General features: G+C 33.8%; 24 protein-coding genes. 5 read left to right on the top strand and 19 right to left on the bottom strand.

Annotation, left to right across the window (positions count from 1 at the left end; all coding sequences use genetic code 11):
- Nucleotides 1–39: 39 nt before the first annotated feature.
- Nucleotides 40–927: a class A beta-lactamase, subclass A2 gene (bla, locus tag AC5ZCW_RS04280; protein WP_496118166.1), complete on the top strand. Its 888-nt coding sequence runs from the start codon at nt 40–42 to the stop codon at nt 925–927.
- A 106-nt stretch (nt 928–1,033) separates the two neighbouring features.
- Complete coding sequence (locus AC5ZCW_RS04275; RefSeq protein ID WP_026727421.1) at nt 1,034–1,690, top strand: CoA transferase subunit B; 657 nt, start codon at nt 1,034–1,036, stop codon at nt 1,688–1,690.
- A 121-nt stretch (nt 1,691–1,811) separates the two neighbouring features.
- On the opposite strand, the gene AC5ZCW_RS04270 is transcribed toward AC5ZCW_RS04275, so the two are convergent.
- Both AC5ZCW_RS04270 and AC5ZCW_RS04265 read right to left on the bottom strand, forming a co-directional pair.
- Entirely contained in the window at nt 1,812–2,339 is a 528-nt protein-coding gene (locus AC5ZCW_RS04270; protein WP_177211615.1) for a DUF6646 family protein, read from the bottom strand.
- A gap of 49 nt (nt 2,340–2,388) precedes the next feature.
- Nucleotides 2,389–3,123, bottom strand: coding sequence for a metallophosphoesterase family protein (locus tag AC5ZCW_RS04265; RefSeq protein WP_496118163.1), 735 nt, complete (start codon nt 3,121–3,123; stop codon nt 2,389–2,391).
- 139 nt (nt 3,124–3,262) lie between these two features.
- On the opposite strand from AC5ZCW_RS04265, the gene dinB reads away from it, so the two are divergent.
- The gene (gene dinB / locus AC5ZCW_RS04260; RefSeq protein WP_343540863.1) at nt 3,263–4,345 is read left to right on the top strand and encodes a DNA polymerase IV; all 1,083 of its coding nucleotides are present in this window, start codon (nt 3,263–3,265) and stop codon (nt 4,343–4,345) included.
- Between the two features lie 103 nt (nt 4,346–4,448).
- Nucleotides 4,449–4,949 carry a PAS domain-containing protein gene (locus AC5ZCW_RS04255; protein WP_343540865.1) on the top strand — a complete coding sequence of 167 codons (501 nt, stop codon included), beginning with the start codon at nt 4,449–4,451 and terminating at the stop codon, nt 4,947–4,949.
- Nucleotides 4,950–5,073: 124 nt separating this feature from the next.
- On the opposite strand, the gene AC5ZCW_RS04250 is transcribed toward AC5ZCW_RS04255, so the two are convergent.
- The 16 genes from AC5ZCW_RS04250 to AC5ZCW_RS04175 form a co-directional block, all read right to left on the bottom strand.
- Complete coding sequence (locus AC5ZCW_RS04250; protein WP_177211619.1) at nt 5,074–6,678, bottom strand: fumarate hydratase; 1,605 nt, start codon at nt 6,676–6,678, stop codon at nt 5,074–5,076.
- 81 nt (nt 6,679–6,759) lie between these two features.
- Nucleotides 6,760–7,500, bottom strand: coding sequence for a hypothetical protein (locus AC5ZCW_RS04245; RefSeq protein ID WP_496118160.1), 741 nt, complete (start codon nt 7,498–7,500; stop codon nt 6,760–6,762).
- Nucleotides 7,501–7,521: 21 nt separating this feature from the next.
- Entirely contained in the window at nt 7,522–8,178 is a 657-nt protein-coding gene (locus tag AC5ZCW_RS04240) for a hypothetical protein (RefSeq protein ID WP_343540867.1), read from the bottom strand.
- A gap of 216 nt (nt 8,179–8,394) precedes the next feature.
- Nucleotides 8,395–9,834, bottom strand: coding sequence for a nucleoside recognition domain-containing protein (locus AC5ZCW_RS04235; RefSeq protein WP_281634271.1), 1,440 nt, complete (start codon nt 9,832–9,834; stop codon nt 8,395–8,397).
- 287 nt (nt 9,835–10,121) lie between these two features.
- On the bottom strand, nt 10,122–11,195 hold the full coding sequence (locus AC5ZCW_RS04230) for a winged helix DNA-binding domain-containing protein (RefSeq protein ID WP_496118158.1): 1,074 nt from the start codon (nt 11,193–11,195) through the stop codon (nt 10,122–10,124).
- 64 nt (nt 11,196–11,259) lie between these two features.
- Nucleotides 11,260–11,973: a 3'-5' exonuclease gene (locus AC5ZCW_RS04225; RefSeq protein WP_496118156.1), complete on the bottom strand. Its 714-nt coding sequence runs from the start codon at nt 11,971–11,973 to the stop codon at nt 11,260–11,262.
- A gap of 76 nt (nt 11,974–12,049) precedes the next feature.
- Nucleotides 12,050–12,274, bottom strand: a complete 225-nt coding sequence (locus AC5ZCW_RS04220; RefSeq protein WP_496118154.1) for a hypothetical protein — start codon at nt 12,272–12,274, stop codon at nt 12,050–12,052.
- 27 nt (nt 12,275–12,301) lie between these two features.
- Nucleotides 12,302–12,778, bottom strand: coding sequence for a methylated-DNA--[protein]-cysteine S-methyltransferase (locus AC5ZCW_RS04215; protein WP_496118152.1), 477 nt, complete (start codon nt 12,776–12,778; stop codon nt 12,302–12,304).
- Nucleotides 12,779–12,867: 89 nt separating this feature from the next.
- Nucleotides 12,868–14,733, bottom strand: a complete 1,866-nt coding sequence (locus AC5ZCW_RS04210) for a DUF2207 domain-containing protein (protein ID WP_496118150.1) — start codon at nt 14,731–14,733, stop codon at nt 12,868–12,870.
- Nucleotides 14,734–14,801: 68 nt separating this feature from the next.
- Nucleotides 14,802–15,617, bottom strand: coding sequence for an NAD-dependent epimerase/dehydratase family protein (locus tag AC5ZCW_RS04205; protein WP_496118148.1), 816 nt, complete (start codon nt 15,615–15,617; stop codon nt 14,802–14,804).
- 96 nt (nt 15,618–15,713) lie between these two features.
- Nucleotides 15,714–16,133, bottom strand: coding sequence for an SRPBCC family protein (locus AC5ZCW_RS04200; RefSeq protein ID WP_496118146.1), 420 nt, complete (start codon nt 16,131–16,133; stop codon nt 15,714–15,716).
- Between the two features lie 2 nt (nt 16,134–16,135).
- Nucleotides 16,136–17,005 (bottom strand): tetratricopeptide repeat protein, encoded by an 870-nt coding sequence (locus AC5ZCW_RS04195; RefSeq protein WP_343540877.1) that lies wholly within the window; start codon nt 17,003–17,005, stop codon nt 16,136–16,138.
- Between the two features lie 32 nt (nt 17,006–17,037).
- Complete coding sequence (locus tag AC5ZCW_RS04190; protein ID WP_496118144.1) at nt 17,038–19,434, bottom strand: M28 family peptidase; 2,397 nt, start codon at nt 19,432–19,434, stop codon at nt 17,038–17,040.
- Between the two features lie 15 nt (nt 19,435–19,449).
- A complete protein-coding gene (locus AC5ZCW_RS04185) occupies nt 19,450–19,797 on the bottom strand; it encodes a hypothetical protein (protein ID WP_008465546.1) in 348 nt (115 codons plus the stop codon).
- 9 nt (nt 19,798–19,806) lie between these two features.
- Nucleotides 19,807–20,151, bottom strand: coding sequence for a hypothetical protein (locus AC5ZCW_RS04180; protein ID WP_343540879.1), 345 nt, complete (start codon nt 20,149–20,151; stop codon nt 19,807–19,809).
- A gap of 23 nt (nt 20,152–20,174) precedes the next feature.
- Nucleotides 20,175–21,704: a GNAT family N-acetyltransferase gene (locus AC5ZCW_RS04175; RefSeq protein WP_343540880.1), complete on the bottom strand. Its 1,530-nt coding sequence runs from the start codon at nt 21,702–21,704 to the stop codon at nt 20,175–20,177.
- Nucleotides 21,705–21,881: 177 nt separating this feature from the next.
- Between AC5ZCW_RS04175 and AC5ZCW_RS04170 the strand changes: the two genes are divergently transcribed.
- The gene (locus tag AC5ZCW_RS04170) at nt 21,882–22,214 is read left to right on the top strand and encodes a single-stranded DNA-binding protein (RefSeq protein WP_177211631.1); all 333 of its coding nucleotides are present in this window, start codon (nt 21,882–21,884) and stop codon (nt 22,212–22,214) included.
- A gap of 78 nt (nt 22,215–22,292) precedes the next feature.
- Here AC5ZCW_RS04170 and AC5ZCW_RS04165 read toward each other — a convergent pair whose 3' ends face one another.
- Nucleotides 22,293–22,985 (bottom strand): DUF2461 domain-containing protein, encoded by a 693-nt coding sequence (locus AC5ZCW_RS04165; protein ID WP_343540882.1) that lies wholly within the window; start codon nt 22,983–22,985, stop codon nt 22,293–22,295.
- Between the last annotated feature and the right edge of the window lie 38 nt (nt 22,986–23,023).

Genomic DNA, 23,023 nt, shown 5'->3' with positions numbered 1-23,023 from the left:
ATCTAATTATCAAATTGACTAATTGACACATTAAAAAATATGGCAAAACTTTCTATACTGCTAATTTCGTTTTTAACTTTTCAGGCTTTTTCTCAGACAACGTCTGATCTTCGAAAAGAACTAAATCAAATTATTGGAAATAAGAATGCAACAGTTGGAATTTCTATTAAAAGTATTGAAGATAAGGATACTTTAAGCATTAACGGACATTTAAAAATGCCGATGATGAGTGTGTTTAAATTTCATATTGCTTTGGCGGTTTTGCATAAAGTTGATGAAGGAAAACTTAATCTTACTCAGGAAATCTTTATAAAAAAGAAAGATTTAAAGGAAGATACATGGAGTCCGATGAAAGTAGATTATCCAGAGGGAAATGTGAATTTGACTTTAGATAAAATACTTCGTTATGCGGTTTCGCATAGTGATAATAACGGATGCGACATTTTGATCAATTTAGTTGGAGGTACAAAATACATTCAAAAGTTTATAAATGATCAGGGCATCAAAGATTTCGTTATTAAAATGAACGAAGACCAAATGAAGACGTGGAAAAATCTTTATGTCAATACCACAACTCCGATAGCAACAACAGAATTGCTTGAGAAGTTTTTTAAAGGTGAGGTTTTAAAAGAAGAAACAACAAAGTATTTGTATCAAATAATGGTTGAAACTTCACGAGGTCTTACTTGGATGAAGGCTGGACTTCCTGAGGGAACTGAACTGGCACACAGAACGGGAATTTCGGGAACAAATGATAATAACTTGAGAGTTGCAATGAACGACATTGGAATTGTTAAACTTCCAAACGGAAAACATTTTATTCTTTCTATTTATTTAAAAGAGATTACTGAAACTAAAGAAAATACTGAAAAAATAATTGCAGATATAGCTAAAGTGACTTGGAATTATTTCGCGAATAAAAATTAGATAATTGAGATAATTTGTCAATTAGATAATTAATTTAGATTGTGTTAAGCATTTTCTAATGATCAAATTGACTAATTGGCACATTAAAAAGATACATTAAAAAATTATGGCACTTAGTAAAGAAGATATAGCAAAACGAATTGCTAAAGAAGTAAAAGACCGATACTTCGTTAATTTAGGAATTGGAATTCCGACGTTAGTAGCGAATTATGTTCGAGAAGATATTGCAGTAGAATTTCAAAGTGAAAATGGAGTTCTCGGAATGGGACCTTTTCCGTTTGAAGGAGAAGAAGATGCAGATATTATCAATGCAGGAAAACAAACCATCACAACACTTCCGGGCGCAAGTTTTTTTGATTCGGCTTTCAGTTTTGGAATGATCAGAAGCCAGAAAGTAGATTTGACGATTCTTGGAGCAATGGAAGTTTCTGAAAACGGAGACATCGCAAATTGGAAGATTCCGGGTAAAATGGTAAAAGGAATGGGAGGCGCAATGGATTTGGTGGCTTCCGCCGAAAACATCATCGTTGCCATGATGCACGTAAACAAAGCAGGAGAGTCCAAAATCTTAAAAAGATGCACTTTGCCATTAACGGGCGTAGGATGTGTTAAAAAGGTTGTAACTGAGCTTGCGGTACTCGAAGTGACTGAAAAAGGTTTTAAGCTCTTAGAACGAGCGCCAGGTGTCTCAGTAGAGCACATCATCGCTTCAACTGAAGCCGATTTGATTATTGAAGGTGAAATTCCTGAGATGTCGATTTAGAGGGAATTGCCACAAAGGCACAAAGACTCAAAGATTTTTTAAGTAAAAATAAAAACCGCCCTTTTGGACGGTTTTTTATTTAATAAACTTTGAGTCTTTGTGCCTTTGTGGCAAAAAAATATTATAAGTTGAACGAAGCTCCTAAACTAAAAGTAGCTTGATTATTCAAATGATAAAAAGGATCATTGTTTGAACCATATTTTGCAATTGGGAATCCGATTTCTGTGAAAACACCAAATCCGTCAGTGAAGAAATAACGACCTCCAACATGGCCACCAAAATTATGTAAACCTAGACTTAATCCAGGGTAAACGTCTAATTCTTTTACGCCAATTACACTAGATAAGTTAGCGTTGATTCTTGCTTTTGCATCAAAACGATCTGAGAAATCTGGTTCAGCATCATAATAAGCACTTGAACTACCGTGGTAGAAACCATTAAAATTATCAAATCCTAGGATATAGTTGGCAACAAAACCAAAAGAGAAATTTTCTCCTAAACCAAAATCAACAGAACCTTGAATTCCAGAACCACCATCTTGTAAATTAGCTCCTACGTTTACTTTAATATCTCCCTTTCCTTTGAAAGCTTCTTGAGCATTAACAAATCCGAATGTCACTAAAAACAAAAGTGTAATAACCTTTTTCATAAAAATTTAATATTAATTATTTGGGCAGCAAATGTAACTTTTAAAGAAATTAATTCCTACCTTTTTCGTTAAAATAGAGTTCGTTCAACGGTTCACTTTGCCAGTATTCCTTGGTGTTGACATCTAAAATCGTGAGCGGACCTCTAAATGCTGCGCCTGTATCTACATTCCAAACACAAGCTCTATTTACAGGAACCGTTTCGCCGATTCGGGTAACCGGGGTATGACCAATATAAACTTCCTTATAAACGGTAAATCTTTTAGGATAGTGTATGTCGTCTTCGTTTAATTTTGGGTCTAATGATAAGGCTGTTTCCCAAAGAGTTCTGTCCCAATAAAATAGCTTTGAAAAATATTCCCATTTTACACCATTTAAATTCGTGAATCCAGCATGAACAAATAATCGATTTTGATCATCAAGATAATAATCCTGAAGATTTTCTAGAAATTGAATATGGGTTTTCTTTTTCTCGTCAGAAATTTTAGAGTAGCCTTCAACAGTAGCTTTTCCGCCATGTTTGTACCACATTTCTTCGTCAAAATCATCATGTCTGTTCTCCAGCCAGTCCAAAGCCAGTTGGTCGTGGTTTCCTCGTATGCAGATGCAGTTTTGTTTGCTTTTTAAATCGATCAAATAGTCAATTACTTCAACAGACTGACTCCAGCCGTCAACATAATCGCCCAAAAAAATTAGAGTATCCTCTGTGGTAACTTTAGCTCTCTCGATTACTTGTTCAAGTGCAAGTAATCCGCCATGAATGTCACCTATAACAAATGTTCGCATTATTTAATTTTTCGAGTAGAAGAACAAAAATAGAAAGAATAATTGGTTTGGACTCAACGAATTTATATTCTTTAAAGATTGGTATTATTTATAACTATTTGAAGCGCTTTTTTATTGCTTTCCTTTTTAAATTTGTAACATGTCTGAAACACCAACATATCGTAAAATAATTCATATTGATATGGATGCATTTTATGCGTCGGTAGAGCAGATGGACAATCCAGAATTAAGAGGAAAACCCGTTGCAGTTGGCGGTTCAGAGAATCGCGGTGTGGTTTCGGCAGCAAGTTATGAAGCTAGAAAATTTGGTGTAAGAAGTGCTCTTAGCGGCGCTTTAGCCAAAAAATACTGTCCAGAAATTATCTTTGTTAGACCAAGATTTGATCGCTACAAAGAGATTTCATCAAAAATCCACAAAATTTTCCATGAATATACCGATTTGGTTGAGCCTCTTTCACTTGACGAAGCTTATTTGGATGTCACTAAAAATAAAAGAGGAAATCCAAGTGCAAGTCTTCTCGCACAGGAAATTAGAGCAAGGATTCTTAGTGAAGTGGGACTGACAGCATCTGCAGGTATTTCAGTCAATAAATTTGTTGCCAAAATTGCGAGTGATTATAATAAACCAAACGGGCAAAAAACGGTTAACCCTGACGAAGTTGAAGCTTTTTTGGAAGATCTGCCCATTCGTAAATTTTATGGAGTCGGTAAAGTTACTACAGAAAAAATGTATCAGCTTGGAATTTTTACAGGAACCGATTTGAAAAGCAAATCTTTAGAGTTTTTAGAGAAACATTTCGGAAAATCAGGAGCATTTTATTACCATGTCGTTAGAGGTATTCACAATAGTGAAGTGAAATCTTCTCGAATTGCTAAATCTGTAGCAGCAGAACATACTTTTGATGTGAACTTGTCTTCCGAAATTTTTATGATGGAACAATTAGAACGAATTGCAGGTTCGTTAGAAAAACGCTTGAAGAGACATAATGTTTCTGGAAAAACAATTACACTCAAGATTAAATACAGCGATTTTTCGCAGCAGACAAGAAGTAAAACCCTGCCTTATTTTATTTCTGATAAAAGTTTGATTATGGAAAATGTCGAAGAACTATTGTATCAGGAAAAAATGAAAGATTCGGTAAGATTGCTTGGAATTTCATTGAGTAACTTGAATACAGAAGTGAAGAAAGCAGTTGTAGTCCAATTAAAATTTACATTTTGATAATGCTTTTCAATGCTATATTAAGATTTAGGTCTTTTAATAACAAGATTTTTCTTGTATCTTTGAGAAAAAAGATCCATCAACATCCTGAATTAATTTTGATATGAAAAATAAAAATTCTGATGATTCACTGCAGCGAAATTCAGTCCCAATCCTATCTTGGGATTTTCATTACGAGTATCTAAATGAGTTAAAAGGACTAAGCGCTGATTTGAAAAGAATGAGCAAAATTTCAGATGAATTTATCTGGGATGAAAAAAAGCTGAATATTCAGGAAAGAATCAAAAATGAAGTAGTTCTAGTAACAGATTTGGATCTAAGAATAGTTTTCGCGTCAAGCGGAATAAAAAGAATGACAGGTTACAAAGAAGAAGAAGTCTTAGGGAAAACTCCAAAAATGTTTCAAGGACCAGCAACCTCGCAAAAAGACTTAAAAGATATTAGAGAAGCAGTAAAAAAGCAGATTCCGTTTGCAAAAACACTCGAAAATTATAGAAAAAACGGACAGACTTATAAATGTAAAATAGATGCTTCGCCAGTTTATAACTTGAAAGGCGAAATATCGCATTTTATAGCTTTTGAAAAACAGGATTTAAGTGCGTAGTTATTTTGCCACAAAGGCACTAAGACGCGAAGATTTTTTTAAAAGAAGGGAAAAAGAAAGCCACCAATAGGTGGCTTTTATTATAAAAAACTTTGTGTCTTAGTGACTTTGTGGCAAAACACTTTTATAAATTAGCAAAGAAATCATTTCCTTTATCATCAGTAATAATGAATGCAGGGAAATCTTTAACTGTAATTTTACGAACGGCTTCCATTCCTAGTTCTTCAAAGTCAACAACTTCAACTTTTAAGATGTTGTCTTGAGCTAGAATAGCAGCAGGGCCTCCGATTGAACCTAAATAGAATCCGCCGTATTTGTTGCAAGCATCAGTAACTTGTTTAGTACGGTTTCCTTTTGCAAGCATAATCATACTTCCGCCATTTTTCTGGAATTCATCCACATAAACGTCCATACGTCCTGCGGTTGTTGGTCCGAAACTTCCAGAAGCCATTCCGTCTGGAGTTTTTGCTGGGCCAGCATAATACACTGGGTGATTTTTGAAATAGTCAGGCATTGGTTTTCCAGCGTCTAACAATTCTTTGATTTTTGCGTGAGCGATATCTCTAGCAACAATTACGGTTCCGTTTAGTTTTAAACGAGTTTTAACAGGATATTGAGACAATTTAGCCAAAATATCTGCCATTGGCTGATCTAAATCAATTTCTACAGGAGCTTCTAAGTGTGGAGCTGTTTCTGGTAAAAACTGTTTCGGATTTGTTTCTAATTGCTCAACAAAGATTCCGTCTTTAGTGATTTTTCCTTTAATGTTTCTGTCGGCAGAACAAGAAACTCCTAATCCAACTGGGCAAGAAGCCGCGTGGCGAGGCAAACGGATTACACGTACGTCATGAGTGAAATATTTTCCTCCAAATTGAGCACCGATTGCACTTTCTTGGCAGATTTTTTGAACTCTTTCTTCCCATTCAAGATCACGGAAAGCTTGACCAGCCATGTTTCCTGAAGTTGGAAGATTGTCGTAATATCCAGCAGAAGCTTTTTTAACAGCACTTAAGTTAGCTTCGGCAGATGTTCCACCAATAACCAATGCTAAGTGGTACGGAGGACAAGCAGAAGTTCCTAAATCTTTGATTTTTGTGCGAATGAATTCGTCCATCGATTTTTCATTCAATAAAGATTTTGTCTGTTGGTATAAATAAGTTTTGTTAGCAGATCCTCCGCCTTTTGCCATAAACAAAAAGTCATAAGAAGTTCCTTTTTTAGCATAAATATCAATCTGTGCTGGAAGATTTGAACCAGAATTCTTTTCTTCAAACATCGAAATCGGAACAATCTGAGAATAACGTAAATTTCTTTTTTGATAAGTATTAAAAATACCGCGGCTTAACCATTCTGCATCATCAACACCAGTAAAAATACTTTCACCTTTTTTTGCCATTACAATTGCAGTTCCAGTATCCTGGCAGCTTGGTAACTGACCTTCAGCAGCTACAGATGCGTTTTGAAGTAAATTGTAAGCTACAAATCGATCATTGTCCGTTGCTTCTGGATCGTCTAGAATTTTTCTCAATTTTTGCAAATGAGAAGTTCTCAACATAAACGAAACATCAGTCAGAGCTTCTTCAGCCAATAATTCCAAACCTTTTGGGTCAACGGTTAAAACTTCGCGTTCTCCAAATTTTTCAACTTTCACAAAATCAGAAGTGATTTTGCGGTACTGCGTATCGTCCTTTAAGATCGGATAAGGATCTTGGTATATAAAATCAATCATTAGTTTTGTTTTTTTACAAATTTAGAAATTATTTACCTAAGAAAGAATTTGAATAAGGACTCATTTGACAGTTTTATGATTTTATTCGACGCTATTGAATTGATCAAACGTCATCTTTTTTTCAAAGTAAGGTTTGTCTTTAACAGAAAGTAAAACTTTTTTCCATTTGCTGTCTTTTAATTCAAAAGATATTGAGTCTGAGTGTGTAAGGATTCCCATGTCTACGTTCTCATCTTCGTCTGCAGGCACAAACGCAACAGTTTTGCAATAAAAAGATTTTGGGTCAGAATTGGTAGAAGGGTTTTCAATTTCTACCCAACTTCCCCAGCCGCTATCAGTCATTGTGCTCCATTGGTGCACTAATTGTAATGCCTTGTTTTTTAGGTAATACAGATAGTGGTCATGAGAATAACCGCATGCAGGATATCCGAGTGAGATTTGTATAAATGGAGAATTTTTTGAACTTTCAGATGTCAATCCGTACGAAGCCATCCATTCTGATCCTTTCTGAAAACCTTTGATAGCGATTTTTGAAGATGCAGTTTTATTTTTATTCTGATAAAAATCCAATCGATATTTTACTGTAACAATACTGTCCTTATCTGCCTGCTGATCTACTAAATGCGCTAAGACATAATCTGTAGAAGATTCTGTTCCGTTAGTGTAAATAGACACAGTGTCGGTTTTGATGATTTTTTCATCGTTTGTCACCTCTAAAGTTTCTTGAGGCTCAATGATTTCTGCAACAGATGTGGCATCTGTTGGTTTTGTTTTTTGGCATCCTATTAAAACAAGCAGGAAAAAAAGAGTGTGGATTTTCATAATTATAATTCAAATATGATTTTATTCAACAGATAGAACTAAAAGTTTCTTTTTTTGATAAAGTTCTGCTAATGAGATTTTTTCTCCGTTAAGATAAAAAAGCTGGTCTTCGTATTTTACTTCATATGGATCAATCAAAAAGCAATAATTATCGCGATCATTTAAAACGCTAAGATTGTCGTGATTCAATTCCACTATTTCAACATAATTTATTATATTAAGTTTGTAGGCTTCTTCTAAAGTGACAGGAGTGGTCTCATCATATCTGAAAAAGAATTTTTCGCCACCTCCAGGCATTCCAAACCACGGCATCGCTTTTCCTGAAACTAGCGAAATATAATCTGGCACTTCATTGATAATAAACAATTTCTGTTCCATAGTTTCAAAAAACTCTGGAAGAGATTTGTTTTCAAAAGCTTCTTTTTCTCTCCAAAAGTATAATCCTTGATTTTGCCAAGAAGGATCCTGAGGATCTTTTGTTGTGGTGGAATCAGAATAGTGCATAAATAATTCGCGAGGCATAAAGGCAAGAAGCGAGTCATTAATGAGCCAGTCTATTTTGTTCGTATCGAATTTATTTTGCGCGACAGGTATTTCTGTAGGTTTTGGCTCTTTGGCGCATTCGATTTTTTCGGGACTCTTAGAGTCCTTTTTTTTACTTAAAAACCATTTAAACATATTTGGGGGAATATTTAATTGTTTTATTTATGTTAGAAGGCTAAAGTATAAAATTATAAGAGGTTTTTTATAAAAAATGAAAAAATAATGTAGGATAATGCGCCTAATTCATAGAGGTAACTTATATAAAAACTTTAAAACGACAATCTTTATTTGTTGTTTTAAAGAGATTTACAAAAAATAAGAAGTTATTAATTTGATTGTTTTTAGCTTCTTTTAGAAAAACCAAGTTGCCACAAAAATAGCTGTAATAACGCAGACCAAATCGACCAAAAGCATTGTGCCTAGCGCATAACGAGTATTTTTAATGTTTACAGAACCAAAATAAACGGCAATAACATAAAATGTGCTTTCGGCACTGCATTGGAAAATACTGCTCAATCTAGCGGTTAAAGAATCGGCTCCAAATGTATTCATAGAATCAATTAAGAAACCTCTAGAACCAGCAGAACTAAATGGGCGTAACATAGCAACAGGAAGTGCATTTGTAATTTCTTTACTTACGCCTAGATTTGAGAAAACAAATCCGATTGCATCACTGATGATTTCAAATAAACCGCTGTTTCTAAATAATGAGATTGCAACTAACATTCCTAAAACGTAAGGGAAAATAGTTACTCCCGTTTTCACTCCGTTATTGGCGCCTACGACAAAAGTGTCAAAAACTGTAGTATCTGCTTCTCTGAATTTTTTCTCATGTCTGAAAGAAAAAATCAGTGTAAATACTATAATTGCAAGTAAGATTAATCCAGAAAGGTTAGAAGTGAAGTAGTTTTTTCCAATTAAATCTAAATGATTTACATACATCAGCAATCCAACAATTGCTGCAATTAATCCCATTAAACCAATTAAAAGAGAAGCACTTTTGAAATTAATTTTCTGTTTGACTCCGACAATTAAAAAAGCCGCAATGGTTCCGATAAATGAAGTGATGATACATGGCAGCATCACATCGGCAGGATTACTTGCATTTGCTGCAGCGCGATACCCGATAATTGAAGTTGCAATTAATGTTAAACCAGAAGCATGAAGACACATAAACATGATTTGTGCATCGCTGGCTTTATCTTTTTCAGGGTTTATTTCCTGTAAACTTTCCATGGCTTTCAATCCGAATGGTGTCGCAGCAGAATCTAATCCCAAGAAATTGGCAGCGAAGTTTAAAGTCATGTACGATATCGAAGGATGGTTTTTAGGAATACTTGGAAATACCTTTACAAACACCGGACTTAAAGCTTTTGCCAGGTTTCCAGAAGCTCCAGAAACGATTAGAAGTTCCATTAATCCGCAGAAAAAAGCTAGATAGGCAATAAGCGGCAAAATTAAATCGACTAAAGTGCTTTTACAAGTTGGCAATAAACCATCAGATTTTTGAAGACCGCTATAAATTTTTACGGTTTTGTTTTTGTAAACATAAGTCGTGTCAGCATTTAGCGTATCACGATTGATAATCATCGTCTGATCTGGCGCTTTTTTTATGCTGTCTTTTAAGAAAGCAGGAAGCTCTTCGATGTATTTTTCAGAAACTAAAACAGGATCGTCTTTTTTTCCATTTAAAACAGAGTCAATGGTATAAGTATTGGCAGTAAATAAACTGACTACAATAAAAAGAATCGAAGAAATAAAAATAACTAACCAAAATCTGCTCAATACCATAATTACATTTTTTTGTAAATGTAATTATTTAGCAATAAAATGCATAAATATTTTATGTATTGAGGTTGGAATTTGAGTTGATATACCGCCCCGCTGGGGCTTTTTTAAATAGGGAAATTTCATTTACTATAGATATTTCGCTCTTCCAGAGCTATTAAACTTTATTAAATAAAATTATATGCAAATGAAAAAGCTCGAGAACAGCGAAATATCTAGAGAAATCAAACAGGTTATAATTGAAAAAGTCCCAGCGGTGAGAAATCTAATTTATTTATTTTTAAAATTGATTATTCAATCACAACTTTGGTTTCCAAATAAGTTTCAAAAGCTTTAATTCCTTCAAACAAAATCTCTTTTTTCGAACTTTCAGTTTCATTAAAGAATTCCGTTTCAATTTTTACGTGATCTTTTTTAATGGTTCGTTTCCAGATTCCAATTACTTTTCCATTTTCTAAAATGATAGGTTTAAAAATGCCATTATTGGTGAAAGTTTTAGATTGATGATCTCCAGTAAATGAAGCTTCGCGCGTTTTATATGAAATTAAAATCTCATCAAATGCGGGCAAAAAATGTACGCTTTCGCGAAAGTTATTTTCTAATGCATCATCTTTTTTAAACCAAAAAGTCTGATTATCAATAGTGATAGAGCTTAATTGCAACTCTATTGCGTTAATTGCGTTTTTGCAAAAAGTCGGCGCGAAACCTGACCACCACGAAAAATCGAGTAATGTTGCCGGACCATGACTTTCAAAATAACGGAGAGCGAGTTTGGCCAAACCTTCTTCTTTGCTCAATTTGGTTTTAGGCTTTTCTACGCGCTCTTCAAGTAAAGCATACGTAATTTGTTTGCCTTTCATTCTTCCGTTGCATACCAAACCATCAAGTTCGGCATGCATCATAATGGCAGCGCTTAAAAAATCTTCTTTGGAAGTTCTTTTAATATCAAGTTCCAGCATGATTTCATCCCGAGTCAAATGGTTATTGCCCGATAACAGCTTTTGGATTTTATTATTGATCTGATCCAATTTTTTCAAATCATAATCAAATTTTTTAGCGGCAGAAATAGTAAATCTTTGTACCTGTGGAGCAGAAAGATCAAGCATCCAATAGATATCATCAGCAGAAACGAAATGCCAAGTTGGACGCAGAATATGAGTTCTGATTATTTTTGCTGAATTAACGGCTTCTTCAATTTCCTTTTCTGAGGAATTGCAACGTGAACCAATTGCCCATTTTGCCATAGCATAATCCTGAGCCTGCATAGCGCCAAAATGCTGCACAATTTCTTGAGGAAAACATTGATTTTCGTGATAAAGCTTCTGAGAAGCCATACGATGATGTGAAATTTCGGAATGAATCATTTTAAACCATATAAGTTATATAAGTTCATGCAACAGGCTCTCAGAATCTTAGCATCTAAAGAAGTTATACATGAATTATTTCATCATCAATTAGCAAATCTTCTCGGCGAAGGCGCAAGAAAATCTGAGCTACAGCAATGGTGTCTTTTTCGCAATAGGTAATAATTCGGTCGATATCTTTTTCGACATAATAGACATGAGCAACCTGACTTCCGTCGATGTCTCCTTTAGGAGAAGGAACTCCTAAGATTTTAGTCAATAATTTTAAAGAAGTATAATGTTTATAATCGCCAAACTTCCATAATTCTAAAGTATCTAAATGCGGAACTTCCCAAGGCTTTTTACCAAATAAATTCAGTTTATCTGGAATTGGCATTTGGTTGATAATCATTCTTCGGGCAATAAACGGAATATCAAATTCTTTCGAATTATGTCCGCACAGCAAATGCTGAGGCTGATTAAAATGATTGTTAATCAGATTCGAAAAGTCTTTTAGGATTTTCTTTTCTTCACCAAAAAATGAAGTCACTCTAAAATTGCGAACATCTCCTTTGATGGTAAAATACCCAACAGAAATACAGATTATCTTTCCGAATTCGGCCCAGATTCCAGCACGGTCATAAAATTCTTCTGGAGAAAACTCATCTTTTCGTTGGTATTGCGTTTTCAAATCCCAAAGTGACTGCATTTCCGCGTCAAGCGAATTGAAGTTTTCTTCTTCTGGAACGGTTTCTATATCGAGAAATAAAATGTTATTGAGATTTATTTTTTCAATCATATTTTAGAGTTCTTAGATATTAGACTTTTGAATTTATATTTACAAATATGCGTAAAATTCCTACTGTTTTTGAGTTTTATTTTATTAATCGACAATTGATTCCAAGTTTGTCTGCTTCTTTCAAAAAACATTTAGCCAAATTTTCATCATCAACTTCGAGGGTTATTTGAATATCATCTAAAAGGTTGTCAAAATTAGCTTTACTTTCTTTCAAACCTATTTCTAAGATTTCATTTTGCAATTTTATAAACGAAATTCCTTTTGTACCTTCTCTCCAACTTTCCAGAATTACTTTTGCCATAATTTTTAAACAAATTAATGAGTTCTGCTAAAATAAACTTTGTTGAAGAGACGGTGATTCATGTTCTAAAAGCCATTTTTTACGGGATAAACCTCCAGCATATCCGGTCAAAGATCCGTTTGTGCCGATAACGCGATGACAAGGAACCACAATCCACAGTGGATTTTTACCATTTGCTGATGCAACGGCGCGAATTGCTTTTATATCTACCAGCTTTTTGGTCTGATCCATATAGCTTACCGTTTTTCCGTATGGAATTTCAAGAAGTGATTTCCAGACTTTCTGTTGAAATTCGGTTCCTTGCGGATTCAGTTTTAGGTCAAAATCAGTTCTTTTGCCTTCAAAGTATTCATTTAACTGCGAAACGGCTTCTTGTAATACTTCTGGAATTTCTTTAGAAACTTCATTGGTTCCAACATCAGAAACAGAAATTACGGCAATACCATTTTCATCTCCAATTATTTTGGTGATTCCTAAAGGTGAATTGATATAGGCTGTTTCCATAATTTTTAACCGCAAAGGCAAAAGTTTATCGCGAAGTTCGCAAAGTTTTTTTAAATCAATAAATTATATAAGTTAAATCTTAGAGGATTTTACCAGCCACCGCCGCCTCCGCCACCGCCACCTCCGCCAGAGCTTCCGCCACCAGAACTTCCGCTGCTGGAACTGCTAGAAAATGAATCGTAAGAAGAGCTAAAATGGGTAACTGATCTTAAAGTAAATTGTGAAGAGCTGCTGCCAGTTGTTTTGATCCAATTATTTTTATAATTCAGTTTTTCTAAAATAGTTGCAAATTTTGAATTCCACTCTTCTTCAATTCCCAAGGCAAATACATAAGGCAGGTTTTCTTCATAAACGCTTATTGCAGAGCTTTCTTCTGGTTTATAATCAAGCAGTTCTTTTTTCCATCTTTCGATTTCAAATTTGATCTCGGCGCCTAATTTAGTATACTTGCCGATTATGCTTAAATAAAAGCTAAATCCTGAAATTATTAAGAACAGTACAATCAAATTTAAGACGGAGTAGCTTTTGTCTAAGTTGACTGCAGCGAATAATCCATAGCAAAAACCACCGGTAAAAATGGAGAAAAAAATACAAAGCAAAGCCATTCCGAAATCTTTTGTGAAAGATTGAATGATTACTTTAAAAAGCAATGCCGTAATTATTAGAAGGATAAAACCAAAGATAGCAGCCCAAAATATAGTTCCTTTATCAATGTAACAATAGCTTAATAAAGCTGTTATTGTAATAATAAAACCTATAAGAATTTGTTTGGAGTTACTTAAAAAATAATCGGCTAAGTTATATTGCTTTTCTAATTTTTTTTCAAGGGCTTCTTTTGCTTTATCGAAAATCAAATACGTTTCTTTGTCAAGCTCAAATGAATCGTTTTCTCTAAATAAGGCTTCTAAAACTGCGGTTTCTTCCTGAGATAAATGAAACGTTTCTTTTCCTTTTTTAAGTGAATATTTAAAATCATCGGCCCAAACTTTTTTCCCATTGTCAAAAATTTCGAGAGCACCTTTTATAGAAAGATTGATTATTGTGATTAGTAGCGTTTTCGAATCAACGCCTTTGTCTTTTATGTATTGTAGAGCTGTTGCAGAATAAAGGCTTTTTAAATCTATTTTCTTGGTTTTATCCAATAAAGGATCTTCTCCATGACTTTTCCAAGAAAAATAGTAAAAAGCAAAACAAAAAGCGACGAAAGCTAGAGCAAGTAATACTTTGTTTGGAGATAAAAATTCATCCATTTTATAATGCGGACGAAAAAAAGGCTGATGAACAAATCCTTTAGGAAAACCAGCCGCGACGGTAAAACCTTCTCCTTTTTTTAGATTTTTAGAAGTAAAATAAATCGAATTGTCTATAACTTTTGAATTGCAATCGTGTGCTTTTGAACCTAAAAGACCTGTGTAGCAAGCGGTCTGAAATGCTTTTGCAGATTTCGGTAAAGTTATTTTTGCAGTGACATTTTCAATATCAAACTCCCAATAATTTCCTGTAATATTCCAGTAAACTTCATCAAAATCGCTATAAGAATGTATTTGTGCTTCAATTTCATACGTCAATTTATAAGTATAAGTCCCTTCTGGCAGATATATTTCTTCATCCCCAATGTAGATTCCAAATTTTTCGGAGTCTATATTTAAGTGATATGGTTCTTTCGAATTACCTCTGTATACGCTTAGAACTTTATAGAAATTGGTTTTAGAAACTTTCGGTGAATTGCTTTCCATCGGAAGCTCTCTATAAATTCCGTGATTTATGAATAGTTCAGCAGCATAAACAGTAATGTTTTCTGTAACGATAAGGTTCCCATTTTTCTTAACAACGATATCAGCGTGAAATTGTTTTATTTTTTCTGATTTCTCGGGAATAGAATCGTTTTGGGAGTAACTTTGGAAAAAAGTAAACAGTAAAATACTGATTGAAAACAGAAACCTGAATTTTTTCATTTGGAAAAACAGTTATTTTTTATGAAGGAAAAATAGTGTTTTTTATTTAAATCTGTGGTTCGAAAATTTTAATATTCGTCTAAGTTAAATTTATAGTTTAAAGTGCATTCTATTTTCTCACTCGAAATTATTTTTTTGATATTAGATTGCTGAGAACTGAATTTCGGTTCTGATAAATTCATCTCAATTGATTTTTGAGTATAATATTCCTCTCTAGTTGGATGATAAGGCGCAACAGCATTAAAAACCTCATTCCATTTAGATTTGTTTATGATTTCTTCAATAATACCGATACAATCAGTTTGATGAATTAGGTTAACGGGAGCATCTGGATTTTCAATGTTTTCTTTTCCAGCTAAAAACTTAACAGGATGACGATCTTCGCCAATTAATCCGCCAAAACGTAAAATTGTGGTTTCGAAGTTTTGATTTTCAAGAAGGAGATTTTCGGCTAAAAGCAATTGTTTACCGCTTTCAGTTTCTGGATTCGGAATAGTTTCTTCTGTTACAAGACCATTATCATCACCATAAACAGAGGTTGAACTTACAAAAAGCACCTTTTTAATCGTTGATTTTTCTATAAAAGGAATTAGATTCTTGATTTTTTCTACAAATGCTTTCTTCTCAGAACTTGGATCGACAGCTCTTAGTTTTGGCGGAATATCTATAATTAAGATTTCGCTTTCTTCTAAAAAATCAGTAATGTTTTCGGAAATTCCGTCACTTTCAACACTTACTAAAAACGGATTTATTCCTGCGTCTTTTAAAAATGGAAGTTTGTTTTCTGAGGTTGTTGATCCGTTTATTGAAATTCCTTTTTTAAGTAATGCTTTTGCTAAAGGAAATCCCAGCCAGCCACAGCCAAGTATGCTTATTTTTGTCATTTTTTGAGATTCAAAGGAACAAAGTTACAGAGTCAGAAAGTTTTTTTGACTATGAATCAAATAAAAAGAGCAGATTAACAAATCTGCTCTTTTTATTTAAGATTCTATTATGGCTTTTAATGCCTGTAGAATTGGATTTTCTTCTCCTTGCGGTTTCTCCTGGACTGCTCCCGGACGATTATCTTCCTGAATTATTTCGAGTTTTGTTTTCTGATTTTCTTCAGATAAAACATAATTCATTATGAAATAATTCTCGGGTTTATCTTCCAATCCAGGTCTTGGGAAAAACAAAGAATATTTTATTTTTTGATTTGGAAGAACATCTAAAACAGTTCCCCATTGCTCAAAAACTTGGCCTTCCCATTCATTTCTAAAGCGTATTTCATTGCCGATTTTCCAATCTGTAATTAAATCACTTCCATACTGCCATTGCTTGACTAATTCTGGCTGTGTTAGTGCGTTCCATACTTTTTCAACTGGTGCATTCAAAACGATTTTAGAAATATTTGTTGCCATATTTATTCTATTTTAATATTGTTTTTCTCAGCAATTTTTTTGAATAAAGCTTCCTTATTTTCTGATTTCATTTTCTGGTAAAGAGCACCAATAAGCTGTTCAGAATCTTTTGCATATTCTGAATTTTCATTGGTGTAGATTATATGGGCCAAAAAAAGATTATCTAATGCTTTTTCATCATCTTTCATCATGAAATAGTTTTTTCCAGCACCAAAATAGCCTTCAGCATTGTTGGGATGGTATTGAATAAGTTTTTCATAATAACTTATGGCCGTTTTATAATCAGATTTAAAAGTATACACAACACCAATGTTCATTAATGCAAAATTTCCTTCGGGATAAACTTCAAGCGATTTCTTATAATATTTAATTGCATTATCGTAATCGTTCAATTGCCTGTAAGAAACTGCTATGTCATCAAGTGCAAGAACAAAGTTTGGATCTTCTTTTAAAGCAAGTTGAAAGCTTTCAATAGCCATTTTGTAGTTGTTCTGTCGCATAAAATCTTTTGCGATGACATAAGAATTCTGTGCATTTTTGTTTTTTGATTCGCTATAAAAAACATTGTCTTTGTTTTCAATTAATTCAGGCATCAAGTTTGGACATTTCTTTGAAATTACAGCTTGAACTTTCAGAACCATATTTTGAATTCCATCAACGGTATTTATAGATTCTCTGACTTTTGGATCTTTGTCTGTTAAAATTAACTCACCCATTGGGCTTGTTAAACATTCTCTGAAAACATCTTCTGTAATTTTTGAACTTTTCTCTAAACACTCGCATGCTTTTGCAGCGATTTTTTCTTCTACAGTTTGTGCATTCAATGCTAAAAAGTTGCTAAAAGTCAAAAATAACAAGAAGTTTTTCTTCATTTTAAAAGATTAAGGGTTATTGTAATTTATTACTATTCTGGTTTGCTAACGGCAGGTTTTAAGCTGTCTTTTGGAACAGCCAAACTATCACTTGGCACCATAACAGGTTCAAGTGGTTTTATTGGCGGTGTATATCTTTTGATTTTCTGCTGAATCAATACGGCATCATTCAATACAAATGGCGTTGGCATCATCCAATTATCTCTAGGCTTAACTTTTAAAAGCGGATTGGTCATCAAATCGAATGAACTTTCAATTAAATCCATATCAAAAACAGAAGATTTGTTTATGTAGAAATCCATTTCCAGCGGTTCGTTGCCTACTACATAATAGCATAAAATTTTGCTGTCTTCTCTTTCAAGACGATTTCCTTTTTCGCCAGAAGTTGACACTCCATTTGCTTTAAAGTTATAAAATGTCATTTTTGGATTTGCATAAATATCATAACGGTTTACTTTTCTATTTGGAGTAATCCTGATTTTCAAATATCTATTATTTCCTATAACGCTATCTCTTAAAAATTGAATTGTAGGTTTCGGAACATCGACAACTGGTGCGATAGCGCTGTACGTAAAAGAGGTGTTGTATTTGCTTGAAAGAGGCAATGAATTTAAACCAACAGCCTTTTGATTTTTCTCGCCTAAATACGATTTAGTCCATTCGTCTAAATTTTTGTCATAAGTGGTCCATACAGCAGAATTGTTGTCGGCATTGTAAACGTATAATAAACTGTTTGATTTGGCTTTGCCATATTCGTAACCTGAATGATATCCTGCGTAAACGAAAAATGAAATAGAAGCAATAAAGAAAACCACGATCCAAGCACCTTTTTTGGCAAATGCACCGAAAATTGGAAGTAATAATCCGAATAATAAAACGGTTAGAATAGCGCTTCCGTATAAGATTTTAAGGCCGAGACCAATTGGAAACATTATGATAAAAGGCGCAACAATTGCCAAGGCAGGAATAGAGAATATTAGATTCATTCCTAAACTGTAATGCTGTGTAAACACAAATATTCCGAATAATAATATTCCGAAATAAACAGGAATTATTAAGAAACCAGCTCCCGTTAGGCTATTGGCTAAAAATGCGTTAATGATAATCCAAACCAATAAAGGAGCTACAAAATGGTTCATGGTAGTTTTAGCTTCAGAGAAATGATGATAGAAAGCAAAACAAATTGCGATGCTCAACGTAACAAAAGCGCCAATATAAGCATGTCCATTATAAGTAAATCCGTTTAGAAGATCAGAGTATTGAGGATAAATTTCGAGAATAAGTTTCCATCCTAAAAAGGTTACTAATCCTGCAATTATAAGAGATCCTAATAGCGGCACAAAACCTTTGAAAATTTCTGTGAAAGTGATGATTCTTTTTACTCTTCCAACAAAAATGAACAAAAACAATAATCCGAAAGCAATTATGGTCATCGGCATTACCCAAGTAAACGGATAACTAATAAATGAAAATGGAGCGCTAAAATAAACATTGTCTTCGGTAGACTCTGTTTGATTCAAATCAATGTTTGTAAAATATTTTAGCAAAGGCATAATATATGTGCCTTGATGCGCTAGGGTAGTTTTGTTTAAATGTTGAATATCATCCTGCTGCGTATGATAGTTGAAATGACCATCGATAAAAGCAAAATTAAATCCTTGAATATTTCCTTGTTCTCTAAAAACAGTTAAATCGGTATCATTTGGAAGCATTTTGTAAATGCTGTACATCAAAGAATTGGAAACAGGATGAGAAGGTTTTGCTTTAGTAAATTCTTCAACCAATGCCTGATTCCCTTTATTGGTTTCCATTAACATATAGCTTGGACCAGAAGTTCCTCTTGCTTCAAAGTTTAAAACCAAACCAACATCTTTTGCCCAAGGATGCTGGTTTACAAATAAAGCAGCTCCGTTTAATCCTAATTCTTCGGCATCAGAGAATAATATAATAATATCGTTTTTTTGAGGATGTTTAGAATATAAAAAGGCACGTACACCTTCTAAAATTGTTGCAACTCCAGAAGCATCATCGCTTGCTCCTTTTGAGAAAGAATGCGGTGCGCTATCATAATGAGAAAGAAGTAAAAGTGCTTTTGTATTGTTTGTTCCTTTAATGCGAGCCAAAATATTTTTTGACTTTACCAAAAGACCTTTATCATTTAGTGTAAAACCTTCCTGAACACTCGTTTCTAACCCGATTCTATTTAATTCTAGTTTAAGATAATTAGCAACCAGTTCGTGATTGGTCGATCCGACATAGTGCGGTTTCTGCGCTATAATCTCAACCTGGTTAAAAGCTCTTTCGGTCGAAAACTCAGCAAGCGCTTCATCGTCCTTAGAGATTCCTTGCGGCATCATCGTGGCATATATAATGCCAAGTAACGCTAAAATGCAGACTATGGCTAGAATTGAGGTTTGGTTTTTTCTCATGGTAAATAATACTAACTATATTTCTTTTTTAACAAGCATAAAATAATCATTGTCCAAGGAACGGTATCCTTGATCATACAAGAAATAATATGTGTTTCCTGTTTTGGTTTGTAAAATGTTTGTAAAGAACTCAAAATCAAAGCCTTTTGTGAGTAATTTGTCTCTAGAAGCTTTGGATTTTCCGTCTACATTTAACTCTGCCAAAATACGGTAATTTTTGCGTAACTTGTTGTTTATATTTCGCATGAAATTCGTGCTATCTTTATTTATTTTGTTATTGTAGGCATTTCGACAGCTATCGGAACAGAATTTCTTGTCTTCTCGTCCGAAAATTTTGGCTGAGCATTCGAGGCATGTTTTCATTTAACATTTTTATTTTGTTGATAAACTAGGTTTTTCATTTACACTTTTAATAATTACCTGATTAATTTCGTAGATTAAAACCTCCACTTTTTTAATGTCACAGTCGGTTAAAACAATATCCTTAAAATCATTTTCTAAATTGATCCTTAGTTCGCAAGATTTTGTAGGGACATTTAGTCCAAATGTTATTTCAATGATTTTATTAATGAAAGATAAATGTCTTATTAATTCTAAGCTTAAAATGCTGTCAATTTCAAATATGGCATTATCCTTTCTGAAATCGGTATTGTTAATTACGAGGTGATCATTTTTAATATAAATTTCAAATAGCGGATTTTTTCGAATGACACTCATTGATTGTTAATTTAAAAAGGTCTTTATGAATTCAATTTTTTAATTTCGTAAAGATCTGTTCTTCTGTCTTTTAATGTTTTTACGCTTCCATGTTCGTGAAGCTCTTTCAATAAATTTAAATCAACATCAACAATAAGCGTCATTTCTGTGTTTGGAGTAGCTTCTGCTTTGATTCCGTTACTTGGAAAAGCAAAATCGGATGGCGTGAATACAGAAGACTGCGCATATTGGATATCCATATTGTTCACTTTTGGAAGATTTCCAACGCAACCTGCTATGGCTACATAACATTCATTTTCGATGGCGCGAGCTTGCGAACAATGTTTTACGCGAGTATATCCGTTTTGCGTATCGGTTAAAAATGGTACAAACAAAATGTTCATTCCTTCATCAGCCAGAAGTCTGGAAATTTCTGGGAATTCGACATCGTAGCAAATTAAAATTCCAATTTTACCACAATCGGTATCAAAGGTTTTAAATTCCGATCCGCCTTTCATTCCCCAATGTATAACTTCGTTTGGCGTGATATGAATTTTGGTATACATTTCTGAAGTTCCGTCTCTTTTGCATAAGAAACCAACATTGTAAAGATTTCCGCCTTCTAAATAAGGCATACTTCCTGTAATAATGTTGATGTTATATGAAATGGCAAATTCCTGAAATTTTTTTCTAATAGGGTCAGAGTGACGAGCAAGTTCGCGAATAGCTTCTGCTTCAGACAGATGATTATAATCGGCCATTAATGGCGCAATAAACAATTCTGGAAACAAAGCAAAATCAGACCCATAACCCGAAACGGCATCAATAAAAAATTCTGCTTGTTCAAAAAGGGCTTCAACATTATTCAGCGGACGCATCTGCCACTGAATTAATCCTAAACGAATAATGTTTTTCTTTAAATTAATCAGTTTCGGACTATCATCATAGTAAATATTATTCCATTCCAATAGAACCGCAAATTCTTTCGATTCTTCGTCACCTTCCAGATAATTTTTGATGATTCTCAAAACGTGAAAATCATTGCTTAACTGAAAAGAAAGAACCGGATCGTACAATTCTTTGGTACGCACTTTTTCGATATACGTTTTTGGAGACATCTTTTTGGCATGTTCTCTATAGTTCGGAATTCTCCCTGCAAAGACAATCGCCTTGAGGTTCAATTGTTCGCAAAGTTCCTTTCTTGCATCATACAAACGGCGCCCTAAACGCAAGCCTCTATAATTGGGGTGAATAAAAACATCTATTCCGTATAAAATTTCAGCATTTGGATTGTGTGTCGAAAAGGTATAATCGCCACTAATCTGCTGATAGTTATGTCTTTTTTCTACTAATTTTTCGTCAACGATAAGAGATAGGGCAGAGCCAACAACTTTTCCGTCAACCAAAATCACCAGCTGTCCTTCTGGAAAAATTGCAAGAAGTCTTTCTATATCCTCAGATCTCCAATAAGAATCTGCCATTTCTGGATACGATTCGATCATTGATTTCTTTAATTGTTTATAGTCTTCTATTTCAAGATTTCTTAACTCTACTTTTTTAATTTTTGCTTGCATATCGTAAGATTTATCTCAAATATACAAAAAACAAATTCCATTTACAAACGCTTACAAATAGTTACAGTCGATAGTAAATAGTTAATAACCGACTGTCAATGTTGTGGTTTGGCATCTTTGCAGTGTTGAATTCGATAAACGATTCAATTTAATAATAACATTAAAACAGTATACGCCATGAGTGCAATTAGAAACAAAGTACAATTAATCGGGAATGTTGGTAATGATCCAGAAATTAAAACATTAGAAAGCGGTAGAAAACTTGCTCATCTTACAATCGCAACAAATGAGATTTATAGAAATGATAAAGGCGAAAAAGTAGAGCAAACCGAGTGGCATCGCATAACTGCTTGGGGGAAAACAGCAGAAATTATCGAAAAGTATGTTGTAAAAGGGAAAGAAATCGCTGTTGAAGGGAAACTAACGCACAGAAGCTACGATGATAAAAATGGAGAGAAACGTTATATAACGGAAGTGGTCGTAAATGAAATTTTACTATTGAGTAAATAACGTTTTAACGAATATCGTTGGTTAAACCCGACAGGTTTTTAAAACCTGTCGGGTTTTATACTTTACGGAAAATTGTTTTTATAAAATTGATACACCATTAGCATCAGTAGTAAGAACTTCGCTCATATAATCAAAAAAAGGTCTCATGTTTTTGAAAGCGTCCAAAGCCAGTTCTAAAAATTGCGGACTTAATACTTCCTCATCAGTAAAACGTTTTATGACCAAAAATTGTTTGAAACGAAGCAAATCAATAGCTGGATGATCAACATCAAAACCTTTTGGTTTTGTTTTAAGCTGTTCGCCTTGCAAAGTGCCAAAATTGCTTTTAAAAGATTCTGAATTCAATATTTTCTGAAAGGTTTCAGGATCTTGAGCAAATTCGGTTCTTATTCGTTTTAAATCTGAGGCATTTGGTCCCCAGAAACCGCCTGCAAAAAAGCTATTTCCTTTTTCCAGATGAAAGTAATAACCGCCGCGTCGTGCTGCGGTTGCTCGAGTATAACTTCCGCCCCAATAATGTTTAAAAGGTGTTTTATCTTTAGAAAAACGAATATCACGATAGATTCTATACACACTTTTTTTACCCGAAGCGTTTTCTAAAACATCGGTTTTAGAAAGTTCCTTAAGCAGTGCGCCTGCAAAATTTTCAATATGATTAAGTTCTATTAAATATTGCGGTTTATGTTCTTCAAACCAGGGTTTGTTGTTGTTTTGTTTTAGCTCAACCAAAAAATCGAGACTAGATTTGGGAATTGTAATAGCGTTTTCCATAATAGAATTTAAAAGTCGAAAGTGACTGCAATTTAAAA

Source organism: Flavobacterium sp. PLA-DH12 (assembly GCF_059511845.1).
This window is presented reverse-complemented; position numbering and strand designations above follow the sequence as displayed.

Excerpts from the sequence above, each read along its gene's own strand:
- bla (WP_496118166.1), top strand. The coding sequence starts at position 40 with ATGGCAAAACTTTCTATACTGCTAATTTCGTTTTTAACTTTTCAGGCT.
- AC5ZCW_RS04275 (WP_026727421.1), top strand. The coding sequence starts at position 1,034 with ATGGCACTTAGTAAAGAAGATATAGCAAAACGAATTGCTAAAGAAGTA.
- AC5ZCW_RS04270 (WP_177211615.1), bottom strand. The coding sequence starts at position 2,339 with ATGAAAAAGGTTATTACACTTTTGTTTTTAGTGACATTCGGATTTGTT.
- AC5ZCW_RS04265 (WP_496118163.1), bottom strand. The coding sequence starts at position 3,123 with ATGCGAACATTTGTTATAGGTGACATTCATGGCGGATTACTTGCACTT.
- dinB (WP_343540863.1), top strand. The coding sequence starts at position 3,263 with ATGTCTGAAACACCAACATATCGTAAAATAATTCATATTGATATGGAT.
- AC5ZCW_RS04255 (WP_343540865.1), top strand. The coding sequence starts at position 4,449 with ATGAAAAATAAAAATTCTGATGATTCACTGCAGCGAAATTCAGTCCCA.
- AC5ZCW_RS04250 (WP_177211619.1), bottom strand. The coding sequence starts at position 6,678 with ATGATTGATTTTATATACCAAGATCCTTATCCGATCTTAAAGGACGAT.
- AC5ZCW_RS04245 (WP_496118160.1), bottom strand. The coding sequence starts at position 7,500 with ATGAAAATCCACACTCTTTTTTTCCTGCTTGTTTTAATAGGATGCCAA.
- AC5ZCW_RS04240 (WP_343540867.1), bottom strand. The coding sequence starts at position 8,178 with ATGTTTAAATGGTTTTTAAGTAAAAAAAAGGACTCTAAGAGTCCCGAA.
- AC5ZCW_RS04235 (WP_281634271.1), bottom strand. The coding sequence starts at position 9,834 with ATGGTATTGAGCAGATTTTGGTTAGTTATTTTTATTTCTTCGATTCTT.
- AC5ZCW_RS04230 (WP_496118158.1), bottom strand. The coding sequence starts at position 11,195 with ATGATTCATTCCGAAATTTCACATCATCGTATGGCTTCTCAGAAGCTT.
- AC5ZCW_RS04225 (WP_496118156.1), bottom strand. The coding sequence starts at position 11,973 with ATGATTGAAAAAATAAATCTCAATAACATTTTATTTCTCGATATAGAA.
- AC5ZCW_RS04220 (WP_496118154.1), bottom strand. The coding sequence starts at position 12,274 with ATGGCAAAAGTAATTCTGGAAAGTTGGAGAGAAGGTACAAAAGGAATT.
- AC5ZCW_RS04215 (WP_496118152.1), bottom strand. The coding sequence starts at position 12,778 with ATGGAAACAGCCTATATCAATTCACCTTTAGGAATCACCAAAATAATT.
- AC5ZCW_RS04210 (WP_496118150.1), bottom strand. The coding sequence starts at position 14,733 with ATGAAAAAATTCAGGTTTCTGTTTTCAATCAGTATTTTACTGTTTACT.
- AC5ZCW_RS04205 (WP_496118148.1), bottom strand. The coding sequence starts at position 15,617 with ATGACAAAAATAAGCATACTTGGCTGTGGCTGGCTGGGATTTCCTTTA.
- AC5ZCW_RS04200 (WP_496118146.1), bottom strand. The coding sequence starts at position 16,133 with ATGGCAACAAATATTTCTAAAATCGTTTTGAATGCACCAGTTGAAAAA.
- AC5ZCW_RS04195 (WP_343540877.1), bottom strand. The coding sequence starts at position 17,005 with ATGAAGAAAAACTTCTTGTTATTTTTGACTTTTAGCAACTTTTTAGCA.
- AC5ZCW_RS04190 (WP_496118144.1), bottom strand. The coding sequence starts at position 19,434 with ATGAGAAAAAACCAAACCTCAATTCTAGCCATAGTCTGCATTTTAGCG.
- AC5ZCW_RS04185 (WP_008465546.1), bottom strand. The coding sequence starts at position 19,797 with ATGAAAACATGCCTCGAATGCTCAGCCAAAATTTTCGGACGAGAAGAC.
- AC5ZCW_RS04180 (WP_343540879.1), bottom strand. The coding sequence starts at position 20,151 with ATGAGTGTCATTCGAAAAAATCCGCTATTTGAAATTTATATTAAAAAT.
- AC5ZCW_RS04175 (WP_343540880.1), bottom strand. The coding sequence starts at position 21,704 with ATGCAAGCAAAAATTAAAAAAGTAGAGTTAAGAAATCTTGAAATAGAA.
- AC5ZCW_RS04170 (WP_177211631.1), top strand. The coding sequence starts at position 21,882 with ATGAGTGCAATTAGAAACAAAGTACAATTAATCGGGAATGTTGGTAAT.
- AC5ZCW_RS04165 (WP_343540882.1), bottom strand. The coding sequence starts at position 22,985 with ATGGAAAACGCTATTACAATTCCCAAATCTAGTCTCGATTTTTTGGTT.